17 protein-coding genes are annotated in these 19,164 nt (G+C 59.8%); 10 read left to right on the top strand and 7 right to left on the bottom strand.

Features of this window, described 5'->3' with window-relative positions; genetic code table 11:
- Positions 1–70 precede the first annotated feature (70 nt).
- Positions 71–1,096 carry a LysM peptidoglycan-binding domain-containing protein gene (locus tag NPS56_RS05575; protein WP_274073793.1) on the bottom strand — a complete coding sequence of 342 codons (1,026 nt, stop codon included), beginning with the start codon at positions 1,094–1,096 and terminating at the stop codon, positions 71–73.
- Between the two features lie 172 nt (positions 1,097–1,268).
- Here NPS56_RS05575 and def point away from each other — a divergent pair, with 172 nt between their 5' ends.
- The 5 genes from def to NPS56_RS05550 all read left to right on the top strand — a co-directional run bounded on the left by def (position 1,269) and on the right by NPS56_RS05550 (position 5,981).
- Positions 1,269–1,775, top strand: a complete 507-nt coding sequence (gene def, locus NPS56_RS05570) for a peptide deformylase (protein WP_046818630.1) — start codon at positions 1,269–1,271, stop codon at positions 1,773–1,775.
- Positions 1,776–1,843: 68 nt separating this feature from the next.
- A complete protein-coding gene (fmt, locus tag NPS56_RS05565) occupies positions 1,844–2,803 on the top strand; it encodes a methionyl-tRNA formyltransferase (RefSeq protein ID WP_274073792.1) in 960 nt (319 codons plus the stop codon).
- Positions 2,800–4,110, top strand: a complete 1,311-nt coding sequence (rsmB, locus tag NPS56_RS05560) for a 16S rRNA (cytosine(967)-C(5))-methyltransferase RsmB (protein ID WP_274073791.1) — start codon at positions 2,800–2,802, stop codon at positions 4,108–4,110. Before fmt ends, rsmB begins: the two co-directional genes overlap by 4 nt.
- A 22-nt stretch (positions 4,111–4,132) precedes the next feature.
- Positions 4,133–5,506: a Trk system potassium transporter TrkA gene (trkA, locus tag NPS56_RS05555; RefSeq protein ID WP_046818627.1), complete on the top strand. Its 1,374-nt coding sequence runs from the start codon at positions 4,133–4,135 to the stop codon at positions 5,504–5,506.
- A 160-nt stretch (positions 5,507–5,666) separates the two neighbouring features.
- Positions 5,667–5,981 carry a tetratricopeptide repeat protein gene (locus tag NPS56_RS05550; protein WP_274073790.1) on the top strand — a complete coding sequence of 105 codons (315 nt, stop codon included), beginning with the start codon at positions 5,667–5,669 and terminating at the stop codon, positions 5,979–5,981.
- Between the two features lie 68 nt (positions 5,982–6,049).
- On the opposite strand, the gene NPS56_RS05545 is transcribed toward NPS56_RS05550, so the two are convergent.
- Complete coding sequence (locus NPS56_RS05545) at positions 6,050–6,937, bottom strand: lysophospholipid acyltransferase (RefSeq protein ID WP_274073789.1); 888 nt, start codon at positions 6,935–6,937, stop codon at positions 6,050–6,052.
- Positions 6,938–6,977: 40 nt separating this feature from the next.
- Positions 6,978–7,535, bottom strand: coding sequence for a DNA-3-methyladenine glycosylase I (gene tag / locus NPS56_RS05540; RefSeq protein WP_274073788.1), 558 nt, complete (start codon positions 7,533–7,535; stop codon positions 6,978–6,980).
- An 81-nt stretch (positions 7,536–7,616) separates the two neighbouring features.
- Between tag and glyQ the strand changes: the two genes are divergently transcribed.
- From glyQ to NPS56_RS05520, 4 genes are all read left to right on the top strand, one after another.
- A complete protein-coding gene (gene glyQ / locus NPS56_RS05535; protein ID WP_003213601.1) occupies positions 7,617–8,570 on the top strand; it encodes a glycine--tRNA ligase subunit alpha in 954 nt (317 codons plus the stop codon).
- Positions 8,567–10,621 carry a glycine--tRNA ligase subunit beta gene (gene glyS / locus NPS56_RS05530; RefSeq protein ID WP_274073787.1) on the top strand — a complete coding sequence of 685 codons (2,055 nt, stop codon included), beginning with the start codon at positions 8,567–8,569 and terminating at the stop codon, positions 10,619–10,621. Before glyQ ends, glyS begins: the two co-directional genes overlap by 4 nt.
- A gap of 6 nt (positions 10,622–10,627) precedes the next feature.
- On the top strand, positions 10,628–11,161 hold the full coding sequence (gene gmhB, locus NPS56_RS05525) for a D-glycero-beta-D-manno-heptose 1,7-bisphosphate 7-phosphatase (RefSeq protein WP_274073786.1): 534 nt from the start codon (positions 10,628–10,630) through the stop codon (positions 11,159–11,161).
- Between the two features lie 67 nt (positions 11,162–11,228).
- A complete protein-coding gene (locus NPS56_RS05520) occupies positions 11,229–12,008 on the top strand; it encodes a lysophospholipid acyltransferase family protein (protein ID WP_274073785.1) in 780 nt (259 codons plus the stop codon).
- Between the two features lie 243 nt (positions 12,009–12,251).
- Here NPS56_RS05520 and gyrB read toward each other — a convergent pair whose 3' ends face one another.
- From gyrB to dnaA, 4 genes are read right to left on the bottom strand one after another with little or no spacing between them, the layout of a single operon-like run.
- Positions 12,252–14,669 carry a DNA topoisomerase (ATP-hydrolyzing) subunit B gene (gyrB, locus tag NPS56_RS05515; protein WP_077185067.1) on the bottom strand — a complete coding sequence of 806 codons (2,418 nt, stop codon included), beginning with the start codon at positions 14,667–14,669 and terminating at the stop codon, positions 12,252–12,254.
- A 5-nt stretch (positions 14,670–14,674) separates the two neighbouring features.
- Positions 14,675–15,778, bottom strand: a complete 1,104-nt coding sequence (gene recF / locus NPS56_RS05510; RefSeq protein ID WP_008064628.1) for a DNA replication/repair protein RecF — start codon at positions 15,776–15,778, stop codon at positions 14,675–14,677.
- A 20-nt stretch (positions 15,779–15,798) separates the two neighbouring features.
- Positions 15,799–16,902 (bottom strand): DNA polymerase III subunit beta, encoded by a 1,104-nt coding sequence (gene dnaN / locus NPS56_RS05505; RefSeq protein ID WP_274073784.1) that lies wholly within the window; start codon positions 16,900–16,902, stop codon positions 15,799–15,801.
- Positions 16,903–16,940: 38 nt separating this feature from the next.
- A complete protein-coding gene (gene dnaA / locus NPS56_RS05500; protein ID WP_274073783.1) occupies positions 16,941–18,461 on the bottom strand; it encodes a chromosomal replication initiator protein DnaA in 1,521 nt (506 codons plus the stop codon).
- 567 nt (positions 18,462–19,028) lie between these two features.
- Here dnaA and rpmH point away from each other — a divergent pair.
- Positions 19,029–19,163 (top strand): 50S ribosomal protein L34, encoded by a 135-nt coding sequence (gene rpmH, locus NPS56_RS05495; RefSeq protein ID WP_003213577.1) that lies wholly within the window; start codon positions 19,029–19,031, stop codon positions 19,161–19,163.
- The last annotated feature ends 1 nt before the right edge of the window (position 19,164 follow it).

The following is a 19,164-nucleotide window of genomic DNA, read 5'->3' as shown; positions in this document are numbered from 1 at the left end:
TGATCGTTATGAGCCCCCGTCGAAACGGGAATAAGCTGTGGATAACTCTGTTGGTAACTTGTGCAGTGAGCTAAGGATTTTGCACCTTGTCCAGCACTGCCAATGAACGTGACGCATGGAGCACCAGCCCATAGCTGAGCTTGTCGTAGGTGCGGAAAACCATCAGCAGGCCGGCGCGCTCATCCGGAATTTTCACTGGCTGGCCGGTGATCCGGTCGCGCACGGTTTCCCCGGTTTTCATCACCGCCAGCACATTGCCTTCGGCCAGGCCGTCGCGTTGCCCCTTGTTCAGGGTGACCACGTCCAGCGCACCGATCTGCGTGACCCCGCGTGGCACATCGATGATCAGGCCGTTGACCTGGGTCTCTGGGGCGCTGGGCATGAAGGTCGAATTGATCGAGCGTTCTTCGCCGCTGAACAGGCGGTCGCCGAGACGCACCTCCTGGGTCGTGCGTTGCAGCGCCAGAGTCGTGACGTCGCCCTCGGTGGCAATGATCTCGCCACCGCCAATGTCATCGGCGTTGATCCCGAGGAACTCGTGGGTCTGCGGATCGCTGTAGACCTTGCCCTGGCGGAAGATGCCATACACCGGCTGAGCCGGGTCAAAGTGGCCGCGGGCGAAGATACGGTCGCCGGTGCCACTGAGTACGCGCTCGGCATCACCGGCAACGATATAAGGCGCCTGGTCGAAATCCTCGGCCTTGTCGACGATGCGGTTGCTCAGCAAGAAGCTGTTGATCGATTTCAGCGGGATGCTCGGGATGGCGTCGGCCACCGGACTGCTGCGCACCCGTGGCGAAAGCTTGATGGTCCCCCGCGAGGCGCCGCGATCGAGGGTCAGGCGCGGCTGGCCGTTGACGTAGACCAGCGACAGGCTGTCACCGGGGTAGATGATATCTGGATTTTCAACCTGAGGATTGGCCTGCCAGAGTTGCGGCCACTGCCATGGCTCACGAAGATATTTGCCCGAGATGTCCCAGAGTGTGTCGCCCGTTGCCACGGTGTATTGCTGTGGAAAACCCTCCCTGAGTTGCACTTGCCCGTGCGCAAAACCTGCCGAGGCCAGGAGTAGCAGGGCGAGTAGTGATTTCCTCATGCGATGAATCCCTTTATTATGTGAGTTCGCGTGAAACGCCAGAGCCCTCGGTGGCTCGCTCCCGGCTTGCTTATGAAGAGAAGGGAGCTACGTTTTACACCGGTAGCCTGCATCTTCGGATCGGCCAGGCCATCGACCCGACCTTACTTCACATGTGCAGTCATCAAAGCTTATGGCCATTTTAAACATCCTCGAATTCCCTGACCCGCGCCTGCGTACGATCGCCAAGACAGTGACCGTAGTGGACGACGAAGTGCGTCAGCTGGTCGATGATATGTTTGAAACAATGTATGAGGCGCCAGGCATCGGCCTCGCCGCGACCCAGGTCAACGTGCACAAACGTATCGTCGTGATGGACCTCTCCGAAGACCGCAGCGAACCCCGGGTGTTCATCAACCCCGAGTTCGAGTCCCTGACCGACGAGATGGAGCAATACCAGGAAGGCTGCCTCTCGGTGCCGGGTTTCTACGAAAACGTCGATCGCCCGCAGAAGGTCAAGGTCAAGGCCCTGGACCGCGACGGCCAGCCTTACGAACTGATCGCCGAAGGCCTGCTAGCCGTTTGCATCCAGCACGAATGCGACCACCTGAACGGCAAATTGTTCGTCGACTACCTGTCCACGCTCAAACGCGATCGCATCAAGAAGAAACTGGAAAAGCTTCACCGCCAGAACGCTTGATGCACTCTTCAAAGGCTTGCCGCGGCAAGCCTTTTTCTTTTCAAGATGCTTTGTAATCGAGAGCTTTCATGACTGAGCCACTGCGCATTGTCTTTGCCGGCACCCCGGAATTCGCCGCCGAACACCTCAAGGCCCTGCTCGACAGCCCTTACGAGATCGTTGCGGTCTACACCCAGCCGGATCGTCCGGCGGGCCGCGGGCAAAAGCTGATGCCGAGCCCGGTCAAGCAGCTTGCCCTTGAAAATAACATTGCGGTGTTGCAACCGCCGACCTTGCGCAACGCAGACGCCCAGGCCGAATTGGCCGCGCTGAAGCCGGACTTGATGGTGGTGGTTGCCTACGGCCTGATCCTGCCGCAAGTGGTGCTGGATATTCCGCGCCTGGGCTGCATCAACAGCCACGCGTCCTTGTTGCCTCGCTGGCGCGGTGCGGCTCCGATCCAGCGCGCCGTCGAAGCCGGTGACAGCGAAAGCGGCGTGACCGTGATGCGCATGGAAGCCGGCCTCGACACCGGGCCGATGCTGCTCAAGGTCATCACCCCGATCAGCGCCCAGGACACCGGCGGCAGTCTGCACGACCGCCTGGCCGAAATGGGTCCGCCTGCCGTGGTCCAGGCGATTGCCGGCCTCGCCGCCGGTACGCTCGAAGGTGAAGTGCAGGACGACAGCCTGGCCACCTATGCACACAAGTTGAACAAGGACGAGGCGCGCATCGACTGGACGCGTCCAGCGGTTGAGCTGGAGCGTCTGGTTCGCGCTTTCAACCCTTGGCCGATCACCCACAGCACACTCAACGGCGAAGCGTTGAAGGTGCTGGCGGCAAACCTGGCCGAAGGGCAGGGCGCAGCGGGTGAAATCCTCGGCGCCAGCAAGGACGGGCTGATCGTCGCCTGCGGTGAGCAGGCCCTGTGCCTGACTCGCCTGCAATTGCCCGGTGGCAAGGCGCTGAATTTCAGCGACCTGTTCAACAGCCGTCGTGAGAAATTCGCCATCGGTACCGTCCTCGGTCAAGCGGTGGACGCTCAATGAACCCGCGTCTGGCCGCCGCCAAGGCACTCGCCGCTGTCCTGAACGGAAAAGCCTCGCTCAACAGTTCACTGCCGACGCAACTGGACAAGGTCGAAGACCGTGACCGCGGCTTCACCCAGGACCTGGCGTTCGGCACCGCTCGCTGGCAGCCGCGTTTGTCGGCGCTGGCGGCCAAGCTGCTGCAGAAGCCGTTCAAGGCGGCCGACGCCGACGTCGAGGCACTGTTGCTGGTCGGTCTGTACCAACTGCTCTACACCCGCGTCCCGCCACACGCCGCGATCGGCGAAACCGTGGGTTGCGCCGACAAGCTGAAAAAGCCCTGGGCCAAGGCCTTGCTCAATGCCGTGCTGCGCCGCGCGCAGCGGGAAAGCGAAACCCTGCTGGCCGAGCTGGAACACGACCCGGTGGTGCGTACCGCTCACCCGCGCTGGCTGCAAAAGTCGCTCAAGGCCTTCTGGCCCGAGCAGTGGGAAGCCATTTGCACGGCGAACAATGCGCACCCGCCCATGATCCTGCGGGTCAACCGCCGCCATCACAGCCGTGACGCCTACCTCGGGCTGCTGAGTGAAGCAGGCATTGCCGCCAGTGCCTGCGTCTACAGCCGCGACGGCATCATCCTCGAGGCAGCCGCCGACGTGCGCAGCCTGCCAGGCTTCGCCGAAGGCTGGATCAGCGTGCAGGACGAAGCGGCCCAACTGGCAGCCGACTTGCTCGACCTGGCGCCGGGCCAGCGCGTGCTCGATGCGTGCTGCGCCCCGGGCGGCAAGACCTGCCATATCCTTGAAGCCGAACCGAAACTGGCCGGCGTCGTCGCCGTGGACCTCGAAGCCAAGCGCCTGGTACGGGTCCGCGAGAACCTCGAACGCCTGAAACTGAGCGCCGAACTGATCGCCGCCGACGGCCGCGACACCGCCACCTGGTGGGACGGCAAGCCTTTCCAGCGCATCCTCCTCGATGCCCCGTGCTCGGCCACCGGCGTCATTCGTCGTCACCCGGACATCAAGCTGACGCGCCAGCCCGATGACATCGTCGCGCTCGCAGTGCTGCAAGGCGAGTTGCTCGACGCCATGTGGCATACCCTGGAGGTGGGCGGCATCCTGCTGTACGCCACCTGTTCCACGCTGCCGACCGAAAACACCGAAGTGATCGAGGCCTTCCTCGCTCGCACACCGGGCGCCCGCGAACTGGACCTGGCCACAACGGCCGGGATCAAGCAACCCCATGGGCGGCAACTGCTGGCCCAGGAAGGCGGCCACGACGGGTTCTACTACGCCAAGCTGATCAAGATCGCCGCCGCACGCGGTTAAACGGATTCAACGGAGTGACTGGATGAAAATCATCATCCTCGGAGCAGGGCAGGTCGGCGGTTCGCTGGCGGAGCACCTGGCAAGCGAAGCGAATGACATCACCGTGGTCGACACCGACGGCGAACGCCTGCGTGACCTCGGTGACCGGCTGGACATCCGCACGGTGCAAGGGCGCGGTTCGCTGCCGAGCATCCTGCGCCAGGCTGGCGCCGACGACGCCGACATGCTGGTCGCCGTGACCAGCAGCGATGAAACCAACATGGTGGCCTGCCAGGTTGCCCACACCCTGTTCCACACGCCGACCAAGATCGCCCGCGTCCGTGAAGCGGCGTACCTGACCCGCACCGAACTGTTCGACAACGAAGCGATCCCGGTGGATGTGCTGATCAGCCCCGAGCAGGTAGTCACCAACTACATCAAGCGCCTGATCCAGCATCCGGGCGCCCTGCAGGTGATCGACTTCGCCGAAGGCAAGGCGCAATTGGTTGCGGTGCGGGCCTACTACGGCGGGCCGCTGGTGGGGCAGCAACTGCGCCAGCTGCGCGAGCACATGCCCAACGTCGAAACCCGCGTGGCGGCGATTTTCCGTCGCGACCGGCCGATCCTGCCCCAGGGCGATACGGTGATCGAAGCGGACGACGAAGTGTTTTTCATTGCCGCACGGGCGAACATTCGGGCGGTCATGAGCGAAATGCGCCGTCTCGACGAGACCTACAAGCGCATCGTCATCGCCGGTGGCGGGCAGATCGGCGAGCGTCTGGCCGAGGCCATCGAAAGCCGTTACCAGGTGAAGATCATCGAGATGAACCCGGCGCGCTGCCGTCATCTCTCGGACACCCTCGACAGCACGGTGGTATTGCAGGGCAGCGCCTCCGACCGTGACCTGCTGCTGGAAGAGAACATCGCCGACGCGGACATCTTCCTGGCCCTGACCAACGATGACGAGGCCAACATCATGTCCTCGCTGCTGGCCAAGCGCCTGGGGGCGAAGAAGGTGATGACCATCATCAACAACCCGGCCTACGTCGACCTGATCCAGGGCGGTGACATCGATATCGCCATCAGCCCGCAACTGGCGACCATCGGCACCTTGCTGGCTCATGTGCGTCGCGGCGATATCGTCAGCGTGCACTCACTGCGCCGCGGCGCGGCGGAAGCCATCGAGGCCATTGCCCATGGCGATGCGAAATCGAGCAAGGTGATCGGCAAGGCCATCGAAAACATAGGCTTGCCGCCGGGTACTACGATTGGCGCCATTATTCGCGATGAAGAGGTCATTATCGCGCACGATGACACCGTGATCGCAGCGGGCGACCATGTGATCCTGTTCCTTGTGGATAAAAAGCATATTCGCGATGTGGAGAAACTGTTCCACGTAGGGCTGAGCTTCTTCTGATCCGAGTTTTTTGCTGCCAGCAAGGGCCTCTTCGCGAGCAAGCCCGCTCCCACATTTGATCTTTGGTGAACAAAAAACCAATGTGGGAGCGGGCTTGCTCGCGAAGGCGGCCTCACTAATCCGGATGAACGCCTGACACCCCTAAGATAAGGAATCCACCATGCTCGAATCCCTGGAAAAAATGCTCGCCAAGGGTGTGGATAACTCGCTGCTGCGCTTCGGCCTGGGCAAGGGTTATCTGGATCTGGGGGAGAACGCCAAGGCGGCGGAGCATTTCCAGCGCTGCGTCGAATTCGATCCGAAATATTCGGCAGCCTGGAAATTGCTCGGCAAGGCCCATCTGGCCCTGACCGACTTTGCAGCCGCACGGCAGGCCTGGGAGCAAGGCATCGAGGCCGCCATCGCCCATGGCGACAAGCAAGCCGAGAAGGAAATGACGGTGTTTCTGAAAAAGCTCGACCGTCAGGCGCACTGATCAGAGATAACGCAAGCCAATGCCTTCGGCATACAGTTCACAGTTATCCACAGATCATGCCAATCGACTCAATACCAGCGCTCTTCGCCCGGTGGACGCTTCTTGAAGCGTTTCATGCTCCACATGTACTGGCTCGGATACGCCCCCACGTAACGCTCGACGACCTTGCTCATGGCAGCGCAGGAGGTGGCGGTATCGGTGCTGTACATCTCTTCGGGCGCGGCTTCCAGGATTACTTTGTAGCCTGAACCGTCCGGCAGCCGCAGGGCATGCAGGAACACGCCGACCGCCTTGCCGCCGGCGAGCATGTTCGGTACGAACTTGCTGGTCAGCGCCTGGGTGGCGAAAAACGGCACGAATATCCCGGCGGATTCGGCCGGTTCCGGGTCGGCGGGAATACCCACCGCACCACCTTTGCGCACTTCCTTGATGACGCTGAGGATGCCTTCCTTGGTCGAAGCGGCCACCTTGTTGCCCAGCTGCACCCGTTGCTTTTGCAACAATTCATCCACCGCCTTCAATTTCGGCGGGCGATAGAAAATGATCGGTTTGCACTGGCTGCAATAAAAGTGGTTGAGCACTTCCCAGTTGCCCAGGTGACTGGTGATGCCGACCACGCCCTTGCCGGAGGCGAGGGCGTCCTTCAATACATCGAGGCCTTCCACTTCGCGGACCAGGTCGATGGAACGCTGGGCCGGCCAGATCCAGGCGCAGGCGCTTTCGGTCAGGGACTTGCCGATGTCTTTGAGGCTCTGGCCCACCAGGCGCTCACGCTCGGCGGGGTCCATGTCGGGAAAACACTTGGACAGATTGATCCGTACCACATCGCGGGAACGGTTTGGGGTTTTCCACATGACCCAGCCTATCGCCGAGCCTACGGCCTGAACGGCCCGCCACGGGAGCAGGGCAAACAGCCGCAGAGCGCCTACCAGCAAGGCGCCTTTCAACTTATCCACAGGTCACTCCTGATCTTGTGCTGTGCGCGAGGCGGCTATTCTAACCGCCGTTCGCCAGCAGCGCGTAGCGATCGCAATCCCGGGTGTGGTCCATGACCATGCCCGAGGCCTGCATCAGCGCGTAGCAAATGGTCGGGCCAACGAAGGTGAAACCGGCTTTTTTCAAGCCCTTGCTCATCTCCACCGCCTCGGGCGTGATGGCCGGCACTTCGGAGCGGTCCTTGAAATGATTGATCTTCGGCACGCCGCCGACAAAGGACCAGAGAAACCCCACCGGGTCCTCCAGCGCCATCCAGGCCTGGGCATTGCGCCGGGCCGCGTTGAGCTTGAGGCGATTACGGATGATGCCCGGGTCGAGCATCAATTCATCGATTTCCGTGTCGCTCATCTGCGCCACGCGCTGCACGTCGAAGCCGTACAGCACCTGGCGATAGTGCTCGCGTTTGCGCAGCACAGTGATCCAGGAAAGGCCGGCCTGGAACCCTTCGAGCAAAAGCAACTCGAACAGTCCCTGCGCATCGCGTAGCGGCGTGCCCCACTCCTGATCGTGATAAGCCATGTACAGCGGATCTTCGGAACACCAAAAGCAGCGTGGCATAAGGCTCCAGGGGGCGTGCGCAGCAACGAATCGGGTATACTCCCGCTCTTTAAATCGCAGCCCAAGAAACAGGTGAATTTCGTGAGCCAGCCTACGCCAGCCGTGCGTACCTTCCAAGACTTGATCCTCGCCCTCCAGCAATACTGGGCCGAGCAAGGTTGTGTGGTACTTCAGCCCTACGATATGGAAGTAGGCGCCGGCACTTTCCACACTGCAACATTCCTGCGCGCCATTGGCCCGGAAACCTGGAACGCCGCTTATGTGCAGCCAAGTCGTCGCCCGACTGACGGCCGCTACGGCGAAAACCCGAACCGTCTGCAGCACTACTACCAGTTCCAGGTGGTGCTCAAGCCAAATCCGGACAACTTCCAGGAGCTGTACCTGGGTTCCCTCAAGCATGTCGGCCTGGACCCGTTGGTCCACGACATCCGCTTCGTCGAAGACAACTGGGAATCGCCGACCCTCGGCGCCTGGGGTCTGGGCTGGGAAGTCTGGCTCAACGGCATGGAAGTGACCCAGTTCACCTACTTCCAGCAAGCGGGCGGCATCGAGTGCTACCCGGTGACCGGCGAGATCACTTACGGCCTCGAACGTCTGGCCATGTACCTGCAAGGCGTGGACTCGGTCTACGACCTGGTCTGGGCTGACGGTCCGTTCGGCAAAGTCACCTACGGCGATGTGTTCCACCAGAACGAAGTGGAGCAGTCGACCTACAACTTCGAACACGCCAACGTCGAGAAGCTGTTCGAACTGTTCGATTTCTACGAAAGCGAAGCCAAGCGCCTGATCGAACTCGACCAGCCGCTGCCGTTGCCGAGCTACGAAATGGTGTTGAAGGCGTCCCATACCTTCAACCTGCTGGATGCGCGCCGGGCGATTTCCGTGACCGCGCGTCAGCAATACATCCTGCGTGTGCGCACCCTGGCGCGTTCCGTTGCGCAAGCCTACCTGCTGGCTCGCGCCAAGCTGGGCTTCCCGATGGCGACCCCGGACCTGCGTGACGAAGTACTGGCCAAGCTGGAGGCTGCACAATGAGTGCTCTGGATTTTCTGGTTGAACTGGGCACTGAAGAACTGCCACCCAAGGCCCTGAACACCTTGGCCGAGGCGTTTCTTGCCGGTATCGACAAGGGCCTGCAAGCTGCCGGCCTGAACTACGAGACCAAAACCGTTTATGCCGCGCCGCGCCGTCTGGCGGTGCTGATCACGTCGCTGGCTACCCAGCAGCCGGATCGCAGCATCAACCTCGATGGCCCGCCACGTCAGGCCGCGTTCGATGCTGAAGGCAACCCGACCCAAGCGGCGCTGGGCTTTGCCAAGAAGTGCGGCGTCGACCTGAGCGAAATCGATCAGAGCGGTCCGAAACTGCGCTACAGCCAGAGCATCGCCGGCAAGCCGACCGCGAGCCTGCTGCCGACCATCGTCGAAGACTCGCTGAACGACCTGCCGATCCCGAAACGCATGCGTTGGGGTGCGCGCAAGGAAGAGTTCGTGCGTCCGACCCAATGGCTGGTGATGCTGTTCGGTGACCAGGTCATCGACTGCACCATCCTCGCCCAGAAGTCTGGCCGCGATTCCCGTGGTCACCGCTTCCATCACCCGGAAAACGTGCGCATCGGTTCGCCGTCCAGCTACCTGGCCGACCTGCGTGCCGCCTACGTGCTGGCCGACGCCAACGAGCGTCGCGACATCATCAGCAAGCGCACCGAAGAGCTGGCCACTCGCCAGGAAGGCACGGCGATCGTTCCGCCAGCCCTGCTCGACGAAGTGACCGCGCTGGTCGAGTGGCCGGTACCGCTGGTGTGCTCGTTCGAGGAACGTTTCCTCGACGTGCCGCAAGAAGCACTGATCACCACCATGCAGGACAACCAGAAGTACTTCTGCCTGCTGGATGCCGAAGGCAAGTTGCTGCCACGTTTCATTACCGTGGCCAACATCGAAAGCAAAGACCCGCAGCAGATCATCGCCGGTAACGAGAAAGTGGTTCGCCCACGCCTGACCGACGCCGAGTTCTTCTTCAAGCAAGACAAGAAGCAGAAGCTCGAAGACTTCAACCAGCGCCTGCAAAACGTGGTGTTCCAGGAAAAACTCGGCAGTGTCTACGACAAGGCCGAACGCGTTTCCAGGCTCGCCGCCTACATCGCTGCGCGCATTGGCGGCAACGCCTCGTGGGCCGCTCGCGCAGGCTTGCTGTCCAAGTGCGACCTGGCGACCGAAATGGTCGGCGAGTTCCCGGAGATGCAAGGTGTCGCCGGTTACTACTACGCCCTCAATGATGGCGAGCCAGAAGACGTCGCCCTGGCCCTGAACGAGCAGTACATGCCGCGCGGTGCCGGTGCCGAACTGCCAGCCACCCTGACCGGTGCGGCCGTGGCCATCGCCGACAAGCTCGATACCCTCGTGGGGATCTTCGGTATCGGCATGCTGCCGACTGGTAGCAAAGACCCCTATGCCCTGCGCCGTGCTGCGTTGGGTGTGCTGCGTATCCTGATCGAGAAACAACTGGATCTGGACCTGAACGACGCCGTGGCCTTCGCCGTGAATGCGTTCGGTACCAAGGTCAAGGCTGTCGGTCTCAACGACGCCGTGCTGGAATTCATCTTCGACCGCCTGCGTGCGCGTTATGAGGATGAAGGCGTCGACGTGGCGACCTACCTGTCGGTGCGCGCACTGAACCCGGGCTCGGCCCTGGACTTCGACCAGCGCGTACAAGCGGTACAGGCCTTCCGCAAATTGCCGGAAGCCGCAGCCCTGGCGGCGGTGAACAAGCGCGTATCGAACTTGCTGAGCAAGGTCGAAGGCTCGGTGCCGACCGTGGTCGAAGCCAAGTATTTCGACAATGCCAACGAGTTCTCCCTGTACTCGGCGATCCAGCAGGCTGACCAGGCTGTCCAGCCTATGGCGGCGGCACGTCAGTACAGCGAATCGCTGGCACGCCTGGCCGCCTTGCGCGAGCCGGTCGACGCGTTCTTCGAAGCGGTGATGGTCAACGCGGAAGATGCCAATGTCCGCGCTAACCGTTATGCACTGCTGGCGCGCCTGCGTGGGCTGTTCCTCGGCGTCGCCGACATTTCGCTGCTGGGGTAAGACTGTTTGAAACTGCTGATTCTCGATCGGGACGGGGTGATCAATTACGACTCCGACGCTTACATCAAGTCGGTGGAGGAGTGGATCCCACTCCCCGGATCGATCGAAGCCATCGCGCAGTTGAGCAAGGCCGGCTGGACGGTGGCGGTCGCCACCAACCAGTCGGGCATCGCTCGCGGCTACTACGACCTCGCTATCCTGGACGCCATGCACGAGCGCTTGCGCTCGCTGGTGGCCGAGCAGGGTGGGGAAGTCGGGCTGATCGTCTACTGCCCGCACGGGCCGGACGAAGGCTGCGATTGCCGCAAGCCAAAACCCGGGATGCTGAAAAGCATCGCCGCACATTACAACGTATCGCTGACAAATCTATGGTTCGTCGGCGATAGTCTCGGTGACCTGGAAGCCGCCAAAGCCGTCGATTCTCAGCCAGTTTTGGTAAAGACCGGGAAAGGCGAAAAGACTTTGGGCAAGACCCTTCCGGTAGGCACATTGATTTTCGACGATCTGGCGGCGATTGCCGCAGAACTTATCCACAATTAGAGCTCTTTCGAAATCCTGACCAAGGAACGTTCGGGAGTGCGCTTGAACCGTTACGGTAAACGTCGCCATGTCGATACTGCAGGCCATCAGAACCTTCCTCTTTTACCTGCTGCTGGGCACCAGCTCCCTGCTGTGGTGCAGCCTGAGTTTTTTTATCGCGCCCTTTCTGCCATTCAAGGCGCGTTATCGCTTCATCAACGTCTATTGGTGCCGCTGCGCCTTGTGGCTGAGCAAGGTATTCCTGGGCATTCGCTACGAAGTGAAAGGTGCCGAGAACGTGCCGGCACAGCCCTGCGTGATCCAGTCGAACCACCAGAGCACCTGGGAGACCTTTTTTCTCTCGGCCTATTTCTCGCCATTGAGCCAGGTGCTCAAGCGCGAACTGCTGTACGTGCCGTTCTTCGGTTGGGCCATGGCCATGCTGCGTCCCATCGCCATCGACCGGGACAACCCGAAAGCGGCACTCAAGCACGTCGCCAAGAAAGGCGATGAATTGCTCAAGGACAACGTCTGGGTGCTGATCTTCCCTGAAGGCACGCGCGTTCCCTACGGCACCATCGGCAAATTCTCCCGCGGCGGTACTGCGCTGGCAGTGAATGCCGAGCTGCCGGTGCTGCCGATTGCGCATAACGCTGGCAAGTTCTGGCCAAAAACCGGTTGGAGGAAGAAGCAGGGTGTCATCACCGTGATCATCGGTGCACCGATGTATGCCGAAGGTAGCGGACCACGCGCTATCGCCGAATTGAACGACCGAGTCCAGGCTTGGAACGAGCAGATGCAGCGTGAAATGGGCTCTCTGCCACCGGCTCCGCAGGCGCCGGTTACCAACGATCAGGTGGTTGTCTGAGCTTCTGTGGATAAGCTGTGTACCGTTTGTGAGAAAAGCGTCGAAATCGTCTCCTAACTTAATGATTTATATAGATATTTCTTAAGCGCTTAAAAAACCAAAAAACGTGCATAAGTTTTTTTCGGGCGCAAAAAAACCGGCTGATATAGCCGGTTTTTTTATGCCTGTAATGTGGGTGTTTCACTGGACACAAAAAAGGCCAACGCAAGCGTTGGCCTTTTTGGTCCAGCGGGTTAACCGGGATCAGAAGTCCAGGTTGGAAACCGCCAGGGCATTGCTTTCGATGAAGTCACGACGAGGTTCAACCGCATCACCCATCAGGGTGTTGAAGATCTGGTCCGCGCCAATGGCGTCTTCGATGGTCACTTTCAGCATCCGGCGAACGCTCGGATCCATGGTGGTTTCCCACAGCTGATCCGGGTTCATTTCACCCAGACCTTTGTATCGCTGGATGGTGTGGCGCTTGGTGCTTTCCGCCATCAACCAGTCCAGGGCTTCCTTGAACTCAGTGACCGCTTTCTTGCGCTCGCCGCGCTGGATGTACGCGCCCTCGTCCAGCAGGGTGCTCAGCTGGGCGCCCAGGGAAACGACGGTCTTGTAGTCGTTGCTGCCGAAGAAGTCACGGTTGAAGGTGACGTAGTTCGACAGGCCGTGGGAGATCAGTTCGACCTCTGGCAGCCAGACATTACGTTCACGGTCTTCGCGCAGGCTGGCCTTGTAGACCAGGCCGGACTTCTCGACGGTGCGCAGGCGCACTTCGTACTGGGCCAGCCAATCCTGCATCGCAGCGTGATCGGACAGTTGCTCCAGGCTGACGGCCGGCAGGTAGATGAAGTGCTCGGTCAGTTCCTGTGGGTACAGGCGCGACAGACGCTTGAGGGTCTTCATCACCAGGCGGAAGTCATTCACCAGACGCTCAAGGGCTTCGCCAGAGATACCTGGTGCCTCTTCGTTCAGGTGCAGGCTCGCATCTTCCAGGGCCGACTGCGTCATGTACTCTTCCATGGCGTCATCGTCTTTGATGTATTGCTCTTGCTTGCCTTTCTTCACCTTGTACAGCGGCGGCTGGGCGATGTAGATGTAGCCACGCTCGATCAGCTCCGGCAGCTGACGGAAGAAGAAGGTCAGCAGCAGGGTACGAATGTGCGAACCGTCGACGTCAGCATCGGTCATGATGATGATGTTGTGATAACGCAACTTGTCGATGTTGTACTCTTCGCGACCGATGCCGCAGCCCAGCGCGGTGATCAAGGTGCCCACTTCCTGGGAAGAGATCATCTTGTCGAAACGCGCTTTCTCAACGTTCAGGATCTTGCCCTTGAGCGGGAGAATCGCCTGGGTCTTGCGGTTACGTCCCTGCTTGGCAGAGCCGCCCGCGGAGTCACCTTCCACGAGGTACAGTTCGGAGAGGGCAGGGTCCTTTTCCTGGCAGTCAGCCAGTTTGCCCGGCAGGCCAGCGATGTCCAGCGCGCCCTTACGGCGGGTCATCTCACGGGCCTTGCGCGCGGCTTCACGGGCACGAGCCGCGTCGATCATCTTGCCGACGACCAGCTTGGCTTCGTTCGGGTTTTCCAGCAGGAAGTCGGAGAAGTACTTGCCCATTTCCTGTTCGACCGCGGTCTTCACTTCGGAAGAGACCAGCTTGTCCTTGGTCTGGGAGCTGAACTTCGGATCCGGCACCTTCACCGAAATGATCGCGGTCAGGCCTTCACGGGCATCGTCACCAGTGGTGGCGACTTTGTGCTTCTTCGCCAGGCCTTCAGCTTCGATATAGGTGTTGAGGTTACGCGTAAGGGCCGAACGGAAGCCCACCAGGTGGGTACCGCCGTCGCGCTGCGGAATGTTGTTGGTGAAGCACAACAGGTTCTCGTTGAAGCTGTCGTTCCACTGCAGGGCGATTTCCACGCCGATGCCGTCTTCACGCTGGATGTTGAAGTGGAACACCTGGTTGACCGGGGTCTTGTTAGTGTTCAGGTATTCAACGAACGCACGCAGGCCGCCTTCGTACTTGAACAACTCTTCCTTGCCGCTGCGCTCATCCTTGAGGACGATGCCGACACCGGAGTTGAGGAAGGACAGTTCACGAATCCGCTTGGCCAGGATGTCCCAGCTGAAGTGGATATTCTTGAAAGTTTCGCTGGAAGCCTTGAAGTGGATCTGGGTACCCGTGGTTTCGCTATCGCCAACGATCTTCATCGGTTCCTGGGGAACACCGTGGACGTAGGTCTGTTCCCAGATCTTGCCGCTACGGCGCACAGTGAGAACCAGCTCTTCAGACAGGGCGTTCACTACCGACACGCCTACGCCGTGCAGGCCGCCAGATACCTTGTAGGAGTTGTCATCGAACTTACCGCCGGCGTGCAGAACGGTCATGATGACCTCGGCTGCCGAAACGCCTTCTTCCTTGTGCACGTCTACCGGGATGCCACGACCGTTGTCTTTAACGGTGATGGATTCGTCCGGGTGGATGATGATGCTGATGTCGTCGCAGTGGCCGGCGAGCGCTTCGTCGATCGAGTTATCGACCACCTCGAACACCATGTGGTGCAGACCGCTGCCATCGTCGGTGTCACCAATGTACATACCGGGACGTTTGCGTACGGCATCCAGGCCTTTCAGCACTTTAATGCTCGTTGAGTCGTACGTATTTTCTTCGCTCAATGCCTTCACTCCCGATGGTCGTGGGTCTGGGTGATACGGCCCTGTTCCACGTGGAACAGGGCGACTGGCGTTTCCGTCTGCCAGCCTTCCCTCAATAATTCGTGGTCTACACAGGTGATGAACACCTGGCAGCGTAAGTCTTCCAGCAAGCGGCAAAGCGCACGGCGGTGCTGCTCGTCCAGTTCGGACGGCAAGTCATCCACCAGATAAATACACTGACCGCGTCGGGCCTGGCTCACCAGGTGCCCTTGGGCAATCCGCAATGCACAGACCACAAGCTTTTGCTGACCCCGGGACAAAATGTCCGCGGCGTTGTGTGCGCCCAATCTAAGACGCAAATCAGCCCGTTGCGGTCCGGCCTGGGTATGACCCATTTGCTGATCCCGTTGCAGGGACCCGGCAAGTACGGCGCTCAATTCCCGGTCCTTGTCCCAGCCTCGGTAATAGCTGAGCGTCAAACCTTCGAGCTCAACCAGTTCGCTCAAGGTTTGTTCAAAGACTGGCTTCAAGGCTTTGATGTAAGCGCGGCGGTATTCATCGATTTCAGCGCTGGCCTGGCACAGTTCCCTGTCCCAAACCGCTTGCGAAACGGCGTCAAGTGTACCATGCCGCAGCCAAGAGTTTCTCTGGCGCAGGGCCTTCTGCAGGCGTTGCCAGGTGGACATGAATCGGGGTTCCACGTGGAACACGCCCCAGTCGAGGAACTGTCGGCGAATCTTCGGCGCACCTTCCAGCAAGCGGAAGCTGTCCGGGTTGATCAACTGCAGCGGCAGAATCTCGGCCAGTTGTGCGGCACTGCGCGCGTTTTGTCCGTCGATGCGGATCTGAAACTCCCCCTGGCGATCCCGGGAGATGCCAAGGGCGCTGTGTCCGCCTTCAGCCAACTCGACCTGGCCAAATACCGTGCACGCCAATTGCTCGTATTGAATAACGGGCAACAACCGGGTGCTACGAAACGAACGCGCAAGCCCCAGCAGATGAATGGCTTCCAGGACACTGGTTTTGCCGCTGCCGTTGGCGCCGTAAAGAATATTGATTCGGGGGGAGGGGGAGAAGGTCACCGGGTGCAGATTGCGCACCGCGGTGACCGAGACGCGACTGAGGGACATCTAGCTTCTGCTGAACATGATTACAGACGCATCGGCATGACGACGTAGGCCGAGTCGTCGTTGTCGGACTCTTGCACCAGCGCACTGCTGTTGGAGTCGGACAGGATGAGTCGCACCTGCTCTGTGGTCATCACGCCCAGTACGTCGAGCAAGTAGCTGACGTTGAAGCCGATTTCCAGGGAGCCGCCGTTGTACTCAACGCCAACCTCTTCTTCCGCTTCCTCCTGCTCCGGGTTGTTCGCCTGGATCTTCAGCTGGCCAGGAGCCAGTTGCAGACGGATGCCGCGGTACTTTTCGTTGGACAGAATCGCCGTACGGCTGAAAGCCTCACGCAACGCCTGACGATCACCGAGCACCAGCTTGTCGCCGCCTTTTGGCAGAACGCGCTCGTAGTCCGGGAATTTGCCGTCGACCAGTTTCGAGGTGAAGGTGAACTCACCGGTGGTCGCGCGAATGTGGTGCTGGCCCAGGACGATAGTGACGATGCCGTCTGGCTCGGTCAGCAAACGCGCCATTTCAAGGATACCCTTGCGCGGCACGATGACCTGGTGGCGATCCGGCTGGCCGATATCAGCCTGCATCGAGCACATTGCCAGACGGTGGCCGTCGGTGGCCACGGCACGAATGACGCCCGCCGAGACTTCCAGCAGCATGCCGTTGAGGTAGTAACGCACGTCCTGCTGGGCCATGGCGAAACTGGTGCGCTCTATCAGGCGACGCAGCTTGCTCTGTTCGAGACTGCAGGTCAGCGAGCCCGGGCCTTCTTCCACGGTGGGGAAATCGTTGGCCGGCAAGGTCGAGAGGGTGAAGCGGCTACGGCCAGCCTTCACCACCAGCTTCTGTTCATCGACCTTGATATCGATCAGCGCGTCGTTCGGCAGGCTTTTGCAGATGTCCATCAGTTTACGTGCAGGCACGGTGATGGAACCTGTTTCAGCAGGCTCTTCGAGTTGCACGCGACCGACCAGCTCGACTTCCAGGTCGGTACCGGTCAGCGACAACTGCTGGCCTTCGACAACCAGCAGCACGTTGGAGAGAACCGGCAAGGTCTGTCGGCGCTCGACGACGCCTGCGACCAGTTGCAGGGGTTTCAACAGGGCTTCGCGTTGAATGGTGAAATGCATGGTCTAGTCCCTTGCCTTAAAAGCTGCGCTGGTGTTCATCAAGTGGTCAGTGTACGCAGCAGGTTCTTGTAGTCCTCGCGGATGTCCGCGTCGGATTCCTTAAGTTCGTTGATCTTGCGGCAGGCGTGCAAAACAGTCGTGTGGTCACGCCCACCAAACACATCACCGATTTCCGGCAGGCTGTGGTTGGTGAGTTCCTTGGACAACGCCATGGCGACCTGACGTGGACGGGCAACCGAACGCGAACGACGTTTGGACAACAAATCGGAGATCTTGATCTTGTAGTACTCGGCGACCGTGCGCTGAATGTTATCCACAGAGACCAGTTTGTCTTGCAGCGCCAACAGGTCCTTCAGGGACTCGCGAATCAACTCGATGGTGATATCGCGCCCCATGAAGTGCGAATGGGCGATGACGCGCTTGAGCGCACCTTCCAGTTCACGGACGTTGGAGCGAATGCGTTGGGCAATGAAGAACGCGGCATCGTGTGGCAGTTCGACCTTGGCCTGGTCGGCCTTCTTCATCAGGATCGCGACACGGGTTTCCAGTTCCGGCGGCTCTACGGCCACCGTGAGGCCCCAGCCGAAGCGGGACTTCAGTCGTTCTTCAAGGCCTTCGATTTCTTTCGGATAGCGGTCACTGGTGAGAATGACCTGCTGGCCACCTTCAAGCAGGGCGTTGAAGGTGTGGAAAAACTCTTCCTGGGAGCGCTCCTTGCGAGCGAAAAACTGAATATCGTCGATCAGCAATGCATCCACCGAACGGTAGAAGCGCTTGAATTCGTTGATCGCGTTCAGTTGCAGCGCCTTGACCATGTCGGCCACGAAGCGCTCGGAATGCAGGTACACGACCTTGGCATTCGGGTTCTTCTTTAATAGGTGGTTACCCACAGCATGCATCAAGTGGGTTTTACCCAGACCTACACCACCATAAAGGAAGAGCGGGTTGTATCCGTGCTTGGGGTTGTCCGCCACTTGCCAGGCCGCAGCCCGGGCCAGTTGGTTGGACTTGCCCTCAACGAAGTTTTCGAAGGTAAAGGTGCGGTTCAGGTAGCTGGTGTGCTTGAGGGCGCCTTCAACCTGAACAGTGCGTTGCTCGGCGCGCACCGGTGCCTGTTGCGAACTGGCGCCGGCCATTGGGTCGAAGCTGTCACGCGAAGGCTCTTGCTCAGCCACTTCAGCGGTTTTTTGCGTCGCACGCTTGGCCGGTGATGGGGCGGGGGCCGCAGGCGCGGCAGCAGCTGCAGCCGCCTGAACCTGGGACGCCGCGGCGGCAGCCAGCGGCGCATTCGGTGCAGCACGCGGAGCTGAGCTGCGTTTGCTGCCTATTAATAAGGAAAGCGCAGGCGCCATGCCGTTGCCGTGCTCGTCGAGCAATTCCAGCACGCGGCTCAGGTATTTCTCGTTGACCCAGTCCAGGACAAAACGATTGGGTGCATAGACACGCAACTCGTCGCCTTCGGCTTCGACCTGTAGTGGACGGATCCAAGTGTTGAATTGTTGGGCAGGCAGCTCATCGCGCAAAAGCTCCACGCACTGCTGCCAAAGTTCCACTGACACGGATATCCCCTAAGTTGAAAGCCGGTGAGGCAAAAACAAGCGGCCATTGTAACGGCCAGACGCCGACTTATCCACACGTAGGTGGGTCATGAACCGAGAACAATCAGGGTTTTATACGCAAAAAAGACGACCAATGGTCTGTGCATAAGCCCTGTGGATAACCACCTCTAAGCTCATTGCACAAGTGGGGGCGAAACTCGGTGGATAACCTGCCTGTGGATAACAGCGCTTTCCACACACAGGTTATCCGACCGCGCAGCACAGCCTGAACACCGTTTTCCACTGTAGTTGTCATTCGCTGTACATGCGATGAAACAAGGGCTCTAGGCACTTATCCACAGATACCCGCGCCCTAAGCTTTTATAAGCTTTACAGAAAAGCTTTAAATACTTTCCTTTCTTATTTTTATATTTGCCTGAGGATCCTGACCAGGCAAAACCTCCGGAGATCTATTTATAAGGAAACGTTGGTTGGAAATTGACCTAGAGGCTTGCTTTCTCTAGAATCCCCGGTCTCTTAAAACGGGGGCCATTCCGGCCCGTTGTGGACGAACCAGGTAACACGACAATGAAACGTACTTTCCAACCAAGCACTATCAAACGCGCTCGTACCCACGGTTTCCGTGCTCGCATGGCTACCAAGAACGGTCGTGCCGTCCTGTCGCGTCGTCGCGCCAAAGGTCGTGCGCGTCTGGCAGTTTGAT

Source organism: Pseudomonas putida, from assembly GCF_028682635.1.
Taxonomy (GTDB): domain Bacteria; phylum Pseudomonadota; class Gammaproteobacteria; order Pseudomonadales; family Pseudomonadaceae; genus Aquipseudomonas; species Aquipseudomonas putida_AE.
The sequence above is the reverse complement of the archived record's forward strand: the minus strand, read 5'-3'. Positions and strand labels throughout refer to the sequence as shown.

Bases quoted from the DNA above. Each gene is read 5' to 3' on its own strand.
- NPS56_RS05575 (WP_274073793.1), bottom strand. From the start codon at position 1,096: ATGAGGAAATCACTACTCGCCCTGCTACTCCTGGCCTCGGCAGGTTTT.
- def (WP_046818630.1), top strand. From the start codon at position 1,269: ATGGCCATTTTAAACATCCTCGAATTCCCTGACCCGCGCCTGCGTACG.
- fmt (WP_274073792.1), top strand. From the start codon at position 1,844: ATGACTGAGCCACTGCGCATTGTCTTTGCCGGCACCCCGGAATTCGCC.
- rsmB (WP_274073791.1), top strand. From the start codon at position 2,800: ATGAACCCGCGTCTGGCCGCCGCCAAGGCACTCGCCGCTGTCCTGAAC.
- trkA (WP_046818627.1), top strand. From the start codon at position 4,133: ATGAAAATCATCATCCTCGGAGCAGGGCAGGTCGGCGGTTCGCTGGCG.
- NPS56_RS05550 (WP_274073790.1), top strand. From the start codon at position 5,667: ATGCTCGAATCCCTGGAAAAAATGCTCGCCAAGGGTGTGGATAACTCG.
- tag (WP_274073788.1), bottom strand. From the start codon at position 7,535: ATGCCACGCTGCTTTTGGTGTTCCGAAGATCCGCTGTACATGGCTTAT.
- glyS (WP_274073787.1), top strand. From the start codon at position 8,567: ATGAGTGCTCTGGATTTTCTGGTTGAACTGGGCACTGAAGAACTGCCA.
- NPS56_RS05520 (WP_274073785.1), top strand. From the start codon at position 11,229: ATGTCGATACTGCAGGCCATCAGAACCTTCCTCTTTTACCTGCTGCTG.
- recF (WP_008064628.1), bottom strand. From the start codon at position 15,778: ATGTCCCTCAGTCGCGTCTCGGTCACCGCGGTGCGCAATCTGCACCCG.
- dnaN (WP_274073784.1), bottom strand. From the start codon at position 16,902: ATGCATTTCACCATTCAACGCGAAGCCCTGTTGAAACCCCTGCAACTG.
- rpmH (WP_003213577.1), top strand. From the start codon at position 19,029: ATGAAACGTACTTTCCAACCAAGCACTATCAAACGCGCTCGTACCCAC.